The 13,014-nt window shown below is 62.1% G+C and carries 10 protein-coding genes; 4 read left to right on the top strand and 6 right to left on the bottom strand.

Going from position 1 to position 13,014, the window contains the following annotated elements; translation table 11 throughout:
* Nucleotides 1-99: 99 nt before the first annotated feature.
* From F759_RS37140 to F759_RS0101860, 3 genes are all read right to left on the bottom strand, one after another.
* Nucleotides 100-1,530, bottom strand: a complete 1,431-nt coding sequence (locus tag F759_RS37140) for an amino acid permease (RefSeq protein WP_036023497.1) — start codon at nt 1,528-1,530, stop codon at nt 100-102.
* A gap of 213 nt (nt 1,531-1,743) precedes the next feature.
* A complete protein-coding gene (locus tag F759_RS0101865; RefSeq protein ID WP_036023332.1) occupies nt 1,744-3,144 on the bottom strand; it encodes an NAD(P)/FAD-dependent oxidoreductase in 1,401 nt (466 codons plus the stop codon).
* A 34-nt stretch (nt 3,145-3,178) separates the two neighbouring features.
* A complete protein-coding gene (locus F759_RS0101860; RefSeq protein WP_027798335.1) occupies nt 3,179-3,583 on the bottom strand; it encodes a nuclear transport factor 2 family protein in 405 nt (134 codons plus the stop codon).
* A 370-nt stretch (nt 3,584-3,953) separates the two neighbouring features.
* Here F759_RS0101860 and F759_RS0101855 point away from each other — a divergent pair, with 370 nt between their 5' ends.
* The 4 genes from F759_RS0101855 to F759_RS0101840 are packed head-to-tail and all read left to right on the top strand — an operon-like array spanning nt 3,954 to nt 8,181.
* Entirely contained in the window at nt 3,954-4,163 is a 210-nt protein-coding gene (locus F759_RS0101855; protein ID WP_027798334.1) for a DUF3311 domain-containing protein, read from the top strand.
* 12 nt (nt 4,164-4,175) lie between these two features.
* Nucleotides 4,176-5,561 carry a sodium:solute symporter family protein gene (locus tag F759_RS0101850; RefSeq protein ID WP_027798333.1) on the top strand — a complete coding sequence of 462 codons (1,386 nt, stop codon included), beginning with the start codon at nt 4,176-4,178 and terminating at the stop codon, nt 5,559-5,561.
* A 20-nt stretch (nt 5,562-5,581) separates the two neighbouring features.
* Nucleotides 5,582-7,249 (top strand): amidohydrolase, encoded by a 1,668-nt coding sequence (locus tag F759_RS0101845; RefSeq protein ID WP_036023331.1) that lies wholly within the window; start codon nt 5,582-5,584, stop codon nt 7,247-7,249.
* The gene (locus tag F759_RS0101840) at nt 7,246-8,181 is read left to right on the top strand and encodes a CobW family GTP-binding protein (protein WP_027798331.1); all 936 of its coding nucleotides are present in this window, start codon (nt 7,246-7,248) and stop codon (nt 8,179-8,181) included. The genes F759_RS0101845 and F759_RS0101840 overlap by 4 nt, the downstream gene beginning before the upstream one ends.
* Before the next feature lie 37 nt (nt 8,182-8,218).
* On the opposite strand, the gene F759_RS0101835 is transcribed toward F759_RS0101840, so the two are convergent.
* The 3 genes from F759_RS0101835 to F759_RS0101825 are packed head-to-tail and all read right to left on the bottom strand — an operon-like array spanning nt 8,219 to nt 12,923.
* Nucleotides 8,219-9,178 carry a dimethyl sulfoxide reductase anchor subunit family protein gene (locus F759_RS0101835; RefSeq protein WP_027798330.1) on the bottom strand — a complete coding sequence of 320 codons (960 nt, stop codon included), beginning with the start codon at nt 9,176-9,178 and terminating at the stop codon, nt 8,219-8,221.
* 42 nt (nt 9,179-9,220) lie between these two features.
* On the bottom strand, nt 9,221-9,976 hold the full coding sequence (locus F759_RS0101830) for a 4Fe-4S dicluster domain-containing protein (RefSeq protein ID WP_027798329.1): 756 nt from the start codon (nt 9,974-9,976) through the stop codon (nt 9,221-9,223).
* A gap of 13 nt (nt 9,977-9,989) precedes the next feature.
* On the bottom strand, nt 9,990-12,923 hold the full coding sequence (locus F759_RS0101825; RefSeq protein WP_027798328.1) for a molybdopterin oxidoreductase family protein: 2,934 nt from the start codon (nt 12,921-12,923) through the stop codon (nt 9,990-9,992).
* Between the last annotated feature and the right edge of the window lie 91 nt (nt 12,924-13,014).

The following is a 13,014-nucleotide window of genomic DNA, read 5'->3' as shown; positions in this document are numbered from 1 at the left end:
CCACTTCGTCACGACGACCGTATGCGCATCGGACTACGAGCGCCGCGTGATGCCTCATCTTACCCGCTTGTTTTTTTCGATACAAATCATATCGTTTTTTCACCGATGGTTGTGCCGATATTCGACGGTGTCCGGTGTCAGAAACACAGCGTTGTTCCGGCGAGCGCGCACCAAGTACGCCAGCAGGAGCACGCCGAGGCTCACCACGCCGAGCCATAGCGGTTGCCGCTGTTCGGGGATGAACGCCATCGCCACCAGAATTCCCACCATGCCGAGAATCGCCAGCCACGTGAGATACGGGTAGCACCACATTCTGACCCGCAGCGTCTGCGGCGCATCGCGCTCGATCCGGGCGCGCAGCTTCAGTTGCGAAATCGCGATCAGTACGTAGACGAAGATCGCCACCGTGCCGTATGAATTCACGAGAAACGCGAACACGGTGTCGGGAGACACATACGACATCACGACCGACGCATAGCCGAATACGGTGCCGATCAGAATCGCGCGAACCGGCACGCCGCGGCGGTTGACCCTGGCGAGCGCGGCCGGCGCGTCGCCGTGACGCGTCAATGCGAAGATCATCCGCGACGCCGCATACAGCCCGGAGTTGAGCGCTGACAACACCGCCGTGAGCACAATCGCGTTCATCACGCTTGCGGCGGCCGGGATCCCCATCGCATCGAGCGCGCTGACATACGGCGTTGCCATGTGCGGGGAGTTCCAGGGCACCAGCGAGACCACGAGCAGGATCGAGCCCACGTAGAAGACCAGCACGCGCGTGATCACCGAGTTGGTCGCCTTGGCGACCGCCTTGGCCGGCTCCTGCGCTTCGGCCGCCGCGATCGTGACGATCTCCGCCCCGAAGTAAAAACCCGTGGCGGCGACGGCGCCGCTCAATACGGGTCCAATACCTTTAGGCATCAGCCCGCCGTGCGAGAGCAAAGTGGGCAGAACCGCGGTCACGTGCTTCGCAGCGGGCCACAGTCCCAGCACATACATGCAGCCAAGGAAGAGGAACACCATGATCGCCGCGACCTTGATCGACGCGAACCAGAACTCGAATTCGCCATAGCTGCCGACCGACACGAGGTTGGTTGCGGTAAGCGTCACCAGCAACACCATGCTGATCGCCCACGCGGGGACGTCCGGCAACCAGAACTGAACGAGCTTCGCGCCTGCCACCGCTTCGACCGCGACGACGATCACCCAGAAGTACCAGTACATCCAGCCGGTCAGAAAACCGGCAAGGTTGCCGGACCCGCGTTTGCCCCCAAAGGCGAGGCGCGCGTATTCATAGAACGAGCCGACTGCGGGCATCGCGCAGGCCATTTCTCCCAGCATCCGCATGACCAGCACGACGAGCGCGCCGGTAATCAGAAACGACAGCACCGCAGCGGGCCCGGCCTGCTGGACGACGACGCCGCTGCCGACGAACAGGCCCGCCCCGATCACGCCGCCAAGCGCGATCATTGTCATGTGACGCTGCTTGAGGCCCGCTTTCAATTGAGTCTTGTCTACCGATGGTTGCATGTCACCTCCACGTTCCGTTATCCGTTCGCCGGGCAGGTCGTTGCGCATTCGCGGCGCCCGCCTCTCGACGTCTTCGATACTGGATGAGGCGAGGACGCTTGCGCGTCTCGCCATCTATTTTTGTCGTTCAAGGGATCGCGCACCGCCGAACGGTGCGCGGCATGTTGTGATTTCGGCGCCGCGTGACGCCTGGGCGGAGATTCACCCGGCGTATCACGGTTTCTCGTCGCGACGGAAATAGAGTTGGTACAGCATCCGTTGCCCGATCCGCCGAAACGGTGCAAACGGATGGCCCGGCAGGGGCGACGTAAAAATGGGCAGCGTCTGCTTCGCGCCCTTTCCCGCGATGCGCTCAGCAAGCCGGCGGCCGGCCTGCTGCGAATACGACACGCCGTTCCCGCCGTAGCCCAGCGCGTAGTACACGGACTGCTTCGGATCGGGCTGGTACACGCGCGGCATCATGTCGTGACTGACATCTACCCAGCCCCACCACGAGTAGTCAATCGCGACGCCGCGCAAGGCCGGAAATTTGCGGCACATGCCTTCGACCAGCAACTCATAGTGGCGTGTATTCGGCGCATCGGCACCGGTAATCGCGGAACGGCTGCCGATCTGCAGACGGTTGTCCGGCAGGAAGCGATAGTAGAACCGCAAGGTGCGCGTGTCCGTGAGCACCTGAGTCGTGCGGAAGTTGCATGCGGCGATCTCCTGCTGCGTGAGCGGACGCGTGACCATCGAATTCGACAGGATCGGCATCACGCGGCTCCTGAGCGCCGGGTGCAGCGTTTGGGCCGTGTACGCGCCTGTGGCGATGCCAACCGCGCGAGCCCGCACAATGCCGCCAGGCGTGCGCAAATGATGAATGCCGTTGATAGTTTCCCAGCCCAGCACCGGACTCGCCGGATGCACCTTGGCGCCCGCCTCGCGGGCCAACCGTAGATAACCGAACGCCAGTTTCAACGCATGGATGCCGATCCCCTCGGGTTCGTGCAGCGCGCCGGCGGCTTCCGCGTCGTTGACATACTCGCGCTGGAAAGTGCGCCTGTCGATGAGTTCGGACGGGTAGCCGAATACGTCCTTCCAGACCTTGGCTTCAGCGGCGAGTTTCTCCATGATGCGCGGCCGATGCGCGATCAGGAAGTGGCCGCCTGGTTGCGGATCGCAATCGATCTCCGCGACCAGCGACTTGAAGTTGGCGAAACCTTCCTGAATCTCGTCGTGCATTTTTAGCGCGACGTCCTTGCCCCACCGTTCAATCCATTGCGAACGCGAGAGCCGTCCCGAAGCGTTCTGACCTTGCCCGCCGTTGCGGCTGCTGCAGCCCCAACTCGTCTTGTTGGCTTCGAGAACGACCGCCTTGATGCCGTGCTCGCGCGCGAGACAGAGCGCGGTCGCGAGGCCGGTATAACCGCCGCCGATGATCGCCACGTCCACGTCGACGTCGCCGGTGATCGGGCCGTCGTCGGCCGGCGGCGTGCCGGCGGTCGCGACCCAGTACGTCGGCGCATATTGCTTGCCCCAGCCGGGCCCGGGTGATACGAGCGGGTCGTATGTCGGGTCATAGCGGGTGTCGTCTTCCCGGCTGGACGGCACGCCTTGCGCGACGCGTTCCATTTCACTGTGCTCCATACGAAGCTCCTGATCAGCGTCAAACGTTCTGTTTCGGACGTTCCTTGCGAAATGCCCGCTTAACCGCGATGAGTCCATCGCGAAACTCGAACAGGTCGCAGCCTTCCGCCTCGATACGCCAGCCTTCCGCGTGCGTCCCCGTGAACAGCCATTCGGATACGCCACGTTCGCCGATCACATAGTGCCGGCCGTTGCCCCAATGGGCATCCGGAAAGGTCTTGAACACGGCTTCGAACGCTGCGCGGGTGGCGGCCTTGCCGACAAAGCGTGTGCCGAACACTTCGGGTCCGCCTGCTGCGTCGAACACGCAATCGTCGGTCATGAAGGTCATCAACGCCTCTGCGTCGTGACGATTGAATGCATCGGAAAACGCGGCCAGCGTATCGGCCGTACCCTGACGTACTGGGGTCTGTATTTGAGCCATTGCTCTCTCTGCTCCTGGATGATTTTCGATTAGCCGTGGGATGCCGCGACCGGCCGGCGATCCGTGGGCAAATTGTAGGCAGGGGGTTTGTCCGGCCGGTAGGTCCAGTGCGCTGCTTTCGGTTGGTGCAGCGCCCAGGGCGCGCGTGGGGCGGGTCACGAGCACTTGTCCGGCGTCCGCTGAATTGGACTCATCGACTCCCCTCAACTGGCTCTATGGCTGTGTTTTTTTGTTCGGCAACACTGGCGAAACGGACATTTAGCGGTTTTGTTTTCCGCGGTTCTTTGGCCTGTCTTTATTGTTTGTCCTTGCGCGAACGCCAGATGCGATGGCAGCGCGTGTCCCTCACTTCACGCTGCATGGAGTCGATGTGCTCAAACTGTTTATCGGACTCGGCGTCCCTTATCTGGGTGTGATCGGCCTTTTACCGTGGGTCGCATCCGTCGACAGATTCGTACTGGGCGTGCCGTTCATCTATGCGTGGATCTTCGCGTGGTTCGTTCTCACGTCCGGCTGCCTGCTGATCTGCTGGCGCGTATTCGACAGCCGCCACGACGATACCCACCCGCAAAACCGCTAAAGGAGTTCCCGGATGGCCACCGCCGTATTCCTCGGCTTCATCGCTTTCTCGCTCTATCTCGCGGTTCGCTCGAAACAGGGACGCGGCCCGCAGAGCGTGCATGACTTCTTCGTGGCGTCGCGGCAATTCGGCGCTTATCTGGTGTTCTTCCTCGCAGCCGGCGAGATCTACAGCATCGGCACGATGGTCGGTTTTCCTGGCGGCATCTATGCGAAGGGACCCACTTATGGCGTCTGGTTTCTGGGCTACATTCTGCTGGCCTATCCGGTGGGCTATTTCATCGGGCCGAAGATATGGCAAGCGGGCAAGCGCTATAACGCGATTACGCTACCTGATCTGTTCAAGGGTCATTTCCAGAGCCGTTCGCTCGAACTGATCGTCGCGGGTTCGGCCATCCTCTTTCTGTTGCCGTGGGGCCAGTTGCAGTTCACCGGGCTCGTCGCCGCGTTGAACGGGCTCGGCTGGCACTTCGAGCCCCTGTACCTGATCCTGATATCGGCGCTGCTCGCCTTCACGTACATCGCCATCGCGGGCGTGCGTGCGTCCGCCTATATTGCGGTACTCAAGGACATCCTGATGGTCGCCGCGATCGTCGTAACCGGCGTGGCCGTGTCGATGGAAGTCGGCGTGACCGATGTTTTTCATGCGGCAAGCCTGCATGTGAGCAACCGGATGAATCCGCACCAGTTGACCTTCTCGATGAGCACCATGCTGTTCCAGTCGCTCGGCTTTTACGTGATGCCGTTCGCGGTGCAGAATTTCTTCACCGCGAAGAGTGCCAACACGATCCGCCGCACGCAGGTCGCAATGCCGCTTTACATGCTGATGTACCCGTTTCTGGTGGTCGCGTCGTACTACGCTATCAGCCAGAATCTGCATCTGGCGTCGCCGAACGAAGCGTTCTTCGCCGCCGCGGTTCGGCTCTTGCCCGGCTGGCTGCTCGGACTCGTCGCGGCGGGCGCGTCGCTTTCCGGCTTGCTGGTGCTGGCCGGCATCTGCCTCGCTATCGGCCCGATCGTGACGCGCAACCTGTTGCCGAACCTGCCCGAAACCCGGCAGAAAAAGAGTGCGAAGATGGTGATCGTGCTGTACCTGCTGATATCGATCGTCATGACGCTGCTCACGCCGAATCTCATGCTCACGCTGATCAACACCACTTACTACGGCGTAACGCAGTTCTTCCCCGGTGTCATGATCATTCTGTTCGGTCTGCGTGTGCGGCCCGCCGCGATTGCGGCCGGCATGTTGACGGGACAGATCCTCGCGATCATCCTCTATGTGCTGCAAATCGATCTTGGCGGCTTCAATCTGGGATTGCTGTGCCTCGGCGTGAACCTGCTCGTCCTCACCGCGGTCAATCTCACGGCGAAACCGAGCCGTGCGCACGCATTGTCCTGACCGCCTTCCATGAACGCCCAATGAACCAGACAGGAATCGCAAGCATCACGAGCCCGATACACGTTTTCGTCGCCAGGAAAATCGTGACGATGAATCCCGCCCAGCCCCATGCCACGCATGTCGCGGTACGCGACGGCCGCATTCTCTCGGTGGGCAACGCCGAAGACGTGCAGCAATGGGGCCCCGCCGAAATCGTCGACACCTTCCGCGACAAGGTGCTGTTGCCGGGTTTTGTCGAAGGCCATTGTCATCTGATGGAAGGCGCGATGTGGGACGCCGTCTATCTCGGCTACTACGACCGCCGCGGACCGGATGGTCGGCGCTGGCCTGGCCTGAAGACGCTGGACGCGGTGATCGAACGCCTGCGCGAGGCGCAAGCGGAGATGACATCGCCGGACGACCCGCTTCTTGCGTGGGGCTTCGATCCGATCTTCTTCGGCACGAGCCGCCTCTCGGTGCGCGAACTCGACACGGTGTCGTCGGAGCGGCCAATTGTGATCCTCCATGCGAGCGTGCATCTGATGAACGTCAATTCGGCGATGCTGTCCCGCGCCGGCATAGACGAAGAGACGGATATCGACGGCATCGACAAGGACGAAAACGGACAGCCTACCGGCGAGTTGCAGGAGTTCGCCGCGATGTTCCCCGTGTATCGGGTTATCGGAAGCGGACTTTCCATTGCCGCGAGCGAGCGCAAGGAGGCCATCTGGAATTTCGGCCGCGTCGCACAACTTGCGGGAGTGACGACGGCCACCGACCTCGTCAACGACTTCTCCGAAGTGGGTAACCGCAACCTGCGCGAAACCACCGCGGACCCGAATTTTCCGGTGCGAATCGTGCCCGCCTTCGCGCCGCAACGCAGTCCTGAAGGCGGTGTCCAGCAGGTGCTGGACGCGATTAAAACCGCTACGCCGAAGCTGCACTTCGGGCCAGTCAAGTTTATCGTCGACGGTTCGATCCAGGGCTTTACCGCGCGCCTGAAATGGCCCGGTTATCTCAACGGCAAGCCCAATGGCCTATGGCTGATTCCTCCGAGCCAATTTGTCGAGGTCTTCACGCCGTTTCACGAAGCGGGTCTGCAGCTCCATATCCACACCAACGGCAACGAGGCAACTGAACTCGTGCTGGATGCCGTCGAGCGGATGCTCGCACGCCATCCGCGCCGCGATCATCGGCATACGCTTCAGCACTGCCAGATGGCGGACGCGAGCCAGCTTGCGCGTGCGGCGAGTCTCGGCCTGTGCATCAACTTCTTCTCGAATCACCTCTACTACTGGGGTGACGCGCACTACATGCAGACCATAGGCGCCGACCGCGCGAATCGCATGAACGCGGCTGAATCGGCACGCCGTCTGGGCATTCCGTTTGCATTTCACTCAGACGCGCCCATCACCCCGCTCAACCCCCTCTTCACCGCATGGTGCGCGTCGCAACGCGAAACGTCGTCGGGCCGCATTCTGGGCGCGGGCGAACGTGTGCCGATCGCGGATGCGTTGCGCGCCATCACGCTGGGCGCCGCCTACACGCTCAGGCTGGACCATCTGGTGGGCAGCATCGAGGTAGGCAAATTCGCGGACTTCGCCGTGCTCGCGGAAGATCCGGCGGAAGTCGCGCCGCAGCGTCTGAAGGATCTGGAAGTGTGGGGCACGGTGCTCGGCGGCCGCATCTTTCAGTCGCCGGCGGGATGAACCGGATTCCGCTCGTCGTCGTTGGCGGCTATCTCGGCGCGGGAAAGACGACACTGCTCAATCATGTGCTGACGAACGCGGGAACCCGACGTATCACGGTGCTCGTCAACGACTTCGGCTCGATCAATATCGACGCGTCATTGATCCGCGAGCGCACCGACGACGTGATCAATCTGGAGAATGGCTGCGTCTGCTGTTCGATCGGCGGCCGGCTGGTCGAGGCGCTTCTCGCCATCAGCTCGCGGGCCGATGCGCCGGATTTGCTGATCATCGAAGCGAGCGGCGTCTCCGATCCGCTGCGAATTGCGCAGATCGGCCTACTCGACCGTGCGTTCCGGCTGGACGGAATCGTCGTGCTCGTGGATGCCGAGCGCATTGCGGACACGCTTGCCGATCCCTATGTCGGCGATATTTCACGACGGCAGATTGCCGGTGCAACAGCCATTGTGCTGAACAAAATGGATTTGCTCGACGAGCCTTCCAGGGAAGCGATAGTCGCGCGTGTTGAAGAACTGGCGAGTCATTGTGTGATGTTGCAAGCGACGCGCGGTGCGATACCGCTCGGCCTGATTTTCGATCAGAACGTACGGCACGCGAGGCGCGATACCAGCAGCGCGCCACTGACGGGCACGCCTCCTCCATTGGATCTGACCAGCTTCTCGTTCGTCACCGGCGCGCGCCTGGATCGAACGAGGCTGAAAGCAGCGCTTCGAGGTTTGTCCGCGAAACTGTTGCGAGCAAAGGGCTTCGTGCGTCTGGAAGGCGGCGGCGCATTGCACGAGTTGCATGTCGTCGGCAGCCGCGTGGTAATGAGCGCGCGCCCGGATCGAACGTCTGCCGAGTCTTCCATCGTTCTTATCGGAAGGTTCAGCGCCGAAGACGAATTGCGGGCGAAGGCTGCGTTGCAAGCGGCGCAAGTAGATCAGCCGTAGAAGTTTTGCACCATGGAATATCCACGGCGCAATATCTTCAGGACGCCTGCCGATAGTAGAGATTCTGGGGATGCCGCGCCTCGGCAAAGAAAAACCACCGCTCGGCGACAAGCCCCGCATACTGGATCAAAGCGGCCGCGCACAGTAGCCACAGCGAGATGGCGGCCGATGGCACGGCACCGCCCAACGCGATGAGCGCGAATGGCAACGCAAAGGCGCCCACGAGAAACGTGATCTTGATGCGTCGCAATGTCTGCGCGGTCCGTCCGTGAAAGAACTCACGCAAGTTGAACGCGCCCGCGGTAAAGCCGCGGGACTTCTGCACCACGTTCGGCCCCTTGATACCTGTTGCGCTTTGCACAGTCGATTTCGGCCGCAAGCGCGCATTGCGCCGCAAAGACGCGACGCGGCTCGCACAACCCGCCAGCGTCAGCACGCACGCGCATCCGGCAAGCACGGCGACAAGCGCCGGCGCGAGCCACGCCGCGCAGGCCGTCGCGACGGTGAAGCCGGACGCGCAACCGAGCAGCACGAAGTTCACGAGCGTAAGCGGTGTCGCCCATTCCTGCAGGAAGCGCAGGCACGCATAGATCATTGCGGTGCACACGAACAGCGCGGCGCCGGCGAGCACGCAAAGCGCACCGATCGCGAATGACCACGGCGACCCGAACCAGTGCGCAATGCCGTAAGCGAACGCGCAGCCGAGAAAGACCGGCAGACACAGGCATTCACGCGACAGCCACGACGTACGCCACATCGCAATCGCTCGCCACGCGCGCTCGGGATGCCCGAGATGGAAAAACGACGCAAGCAGCCCCAATGCGCCGAGCAGTACGGACAGCGCGGCGCCGACCACAAAGAACATCTGTGACGGCAACGCGCCCGCCGTGATCAGCCCGAGCCGAGCAGCAAGTTCGACGCCGAAGAGCGCGATCAGCAAGCCCTGCGCGGCGCCGCTGAGCGTGGTCAGAAAAACAACCGAGAATGCGGGTTTCATAGTGTTCGCCTTGGGCCAATTATCTGAACAATGTTCCCCGCGTCAGATGCGTTTCGCCGCGCTCACGAGGTTGAGCATCCCGCGTTCGAGTTGGGACTCAATCGGATCGACAGACGACAGCGGCACGCCAGCGGCCTCGGCTTCGATGGAACCGCATGAACACGAACTGCTCCCGCAACCGCCCGTCTTTTGCCGCGGGAGGTAATGATTCGCGGGACGTGTGTTCCATTCCGGCATCAACTGATAACCGCCGCGCTCGCGAATCGCTTTCGACACGACCGAGTCCGGATCGTGAATGTCGCCGAACAATCGCGCCGACGTCGGGCACGCCAGCACGCACGCCGGCTTGCGATCCCGTTCGGGCAACGCTTCATTATTGATGCGGTCAGAGCACAGCGTGCACTTGGTCATCTCCTTGCGTTCCTCGTCGATCTCGCGCGCGCCGTACGGGCAAGCCCACGCGCAGTACTTGCAGCCGATGCAGCGGTCGTAATCGACCAGCACGAGCCCGTCTTCCTTGCGCTTATAGCTCGCGCCGGTCGGACAGACGGGCACGCACGGCGGGTCTTCGCAATGCAGACACGACTTCGGGAAATGGATAGTGTCGGTTAGCGGATACTCGCCCGCCTCGAAGGTCTGCACGCGATTGAAGAACGTGCCCGACGGATCGTCGTCGTAAGGACGGAAATCCGCGAGGCTGCCGGCCTCGCCCGACGTGTTCCATTCCTTGCAGCTCGTCACGCAGGCATGGCATCCCACGCAGACGTTCAGATCGATCACCAGCGCCATCTGGGTCATCGCACGCTCCTTCTCATTTGGTCTTGGCCGCACTGCGCAAGCGCGCCGCAAATTCGCCCCGCCCCGCGAAATACGCCTGCACCACGCGCTGGACGACGCCGGTCGAACCGGGCAAGGCTTGCATCGGCGGGAATTGCGGCAGCGTGTGGTCGGCGTCCGCTTCGGCCGGATACACGCGCACGCGCACGTCGTACCATGCGGCCTGACCGGTGATCGGGTCGGAATTCGACACGCGCGAACGATCGGGCGTGCTGCCGTTCTTCGCGCCCGGCAGCTCGTCGGTGATCAGATGGTTGAGCAGAAAACCATGTTGCGATTCGTTCGCGCCGGGGCCGAGATTCCACGCGCCGGCCGCCTTGCCGATCGCGTTCCACGTCCATACGGTGCCGGGCTCGACGGCTTCGCTATAGCGCGCCATGCAGCGCACCTTGCCCCACTGCGATTCCACGTAGATCCACCCGCCGTCGTCGATGCCCTGCTCACGCGCCATCAACGGATTCATGAACAGGTAGTTCTCGCCATGAATCTGCCGCAGCCATGCGTTTTGCGAGTCCCACGAGTGATACATGGCCATTGGACGCTGCGTGATGGCCGCGAGCGGGAATTGCTCGAGGTCCGTGGCGCCGAATTCGAGCGGCGCGTACCAGAACGGCAACGGATCGAAATAACGCTCGACGCGCGCGCGCAAATTGTCGGGCGGCTGACGGCCTTTGGTCTTGCCTTGAGCCGCCAGCCGGAACTTCTGCATCACATCCGAGTAAAGCTGGATCACTATCGGCTCGCCGAATTTGCGAAAACCTTTCTCCACCGCCCACTGCAGATACGGTCCGTTGCAGCCGCGCATATATTGCAGCGATTCAGGCAGCGTGTAGTGATACACGCAGTTGTGTTTCGCGTACTCTTCCCACTGCCTCGGATTCGGCTCGCCCACGAGCGCCTTGTCACCGTCCTTGCCGCGCCAGCCGATCAGGAAGCCGACGCCCGACTCCGGTGCGGTCTGAAAATTAACGATGAAGTCGGGATAATCGCGAAACTTGCGGCCCCCCGCGGGCGTGGTGAAGGCAGGCAGTTTCAGTCTGCCGGCCAGTTCGATCAGCACTTCCTGGAACGGCTTGCATTCGCCGGTCGGCGGCACGACCGGCACCCGCACCGAATCCACCGGACCGTCGAATTCGGAAATGGGCCGGTCCAGCACCGACATGGCGTCGTGTCGTTCCAGGTACGTCGTGTCAGGCAAAATCAGGTCCGCAAATGCGGTCATCTCCGACTGGAACGCGTCGCACACGACCAGAAACGGAATCTTGTAGTCGCCGCTCTCGTGTTTGTCCACGAGCATCTTGCGGACTTCCACGGTATTCATCGATGAGTTCCATGCCATGTTGGCCATGAAGATCATCAGGGTGTCGATCGGATACGGGTCTCCACGCCAGGCATTCGTAATCACGCTGTGCATCAGCCCGTGAACGGCGAGCGGAAATTCCCACGAGAACGCCTTGTCGATACGTACCGGCTCGCCGGCAGCGTCGATAAAAAGGTCCTCGGGGGCGGCCGGCCAGCCGAGCGGCCCTGTTGCGAGCGGCGTGTTCGGCTGCACCGCATCGGGACCGTTCGGCGGTTTGGCCGATGGCGGCACCGCGCGCGGATACGGCGATTTGTGGCGGAAGCCCCCGGGCCGGTCGATGGTGCCGAGCAACGACATCAGCACGGCCAGTGCGCGAATCGACTGAAAGCCGTTTGAGTGCGCGGCAAGCCCGCGCATCGCGTGAAAGGCGATCGGGTTGCCGGTGACCGTCTCGTGCTGTTCGCCCCAGGCGTCGGTCCATTGGACCGGCAGCGTGATCTTGTGATCGCGTGCCGTTTGCGCCATTTCGGCTGCGAGCCGGCGGATCGTATCGGCGGCAATGCCGGTGATGTCGGCCGCCCACTCCGGCGTGCAGTCGGCGACGCGTTCACGCAGCAATGCGAACGATGGCGTGACCGGCGTACCGTCGTCGAGGGTATAGCGGCCCGTCAACGCGGGCACCGCGCCACGCGTGTGATGCGCCACCGCGCGCTGCGTGTTCGTGTCCCACCAGAGCCGGTTTTGCGGAAACAGCGGATTGCCTTCGGGGAGCGCGGGATCGGCCACGAAGAGGCCGAATGCATCGCCGTCGGCGTTCATGTCCAGCAGTTCGGCTGCGTTCGTATAGCGCGTGACGAATTCGTGATCGTAAGCGTTGGCTTCAAGCAGTTCGTGGATCAACGCCATGAACAACGCGCCGTCGGTGCCCGGACGGATCGGCACCCATTCGTCCGCGATCGCGGCATATCCGGTGCGAACCGGATTGATCGCGATGAACCGGCCGCCCGCGCGCTTGAATCTCGAAATTGCGATCTTCAGCGGATTCGAATGATGATCCTCGGCAGTCCCGATCATGAAGAACAGCTTCGCGCGATCGAGATCTGGCCCACCGAATTCCCAGAACGATCCACCGATCGTATAGATCATGCCCGCCGCCATGTTCGACGAACAAAACCCGCCGTGCGCCGCGTAGTTCGGTGTGCCGAATTGCTTGGCGAACAGACCGGTCAGCGCTTGCATCTGGTCGCGCCCGGTGAAAAGCGCGAATTTTTTTGGATCGGTGGCGCGAAGATGGGCGAGGCGCTGTTCGAGCGTGTCGAATGCCACCTCCCACGACACCGGTTCGAACTGCCCACTGCCGCGCTCGGAACCGGGCTTACGCATCAGGGGCTGGGTCAGGCGGGCCGGAGAGTACTGTTTCATGATGCCCGACGAACCCTTCGCGCAAATCACGCCCTGGTTCAGCGGATGATCCGGATTGCCGTCGATATAGCGGACTTCGCCGTCCCGCAGATGCACCCGAATACCGCATCGGCACGCGCACATGTAACAGGTTGTCGTTTTGACATCGAGCGTTTCATTCTGGGTGCGGGCGTGGTGTTCCATGAGCCTCCCTAGGCTGAGTGCTTACCAGCGTATAGGGGGATAACGCAAAATAAAAATCGCCATTCCGGACGAAAAATATCGGCTTTCCCGA

The sequence above is a fragment of the Paraburkholderia dilworthii genome (genome assembly GCF_000472525.1).
GTDB classification, from domain to species: domain Bacteria; phylum Pseudomonadota; class Gammaproteobacteria; order Burkholderiales; family Burkholderiaceae; genus Paraburkholderia; species Paraburkholderia dilworthii.
The sequence above is the reverse complement of the archived record's forward strand: the minus strand, read 5'-3'. Positions and strand labels throughout refer to the sequence as shown.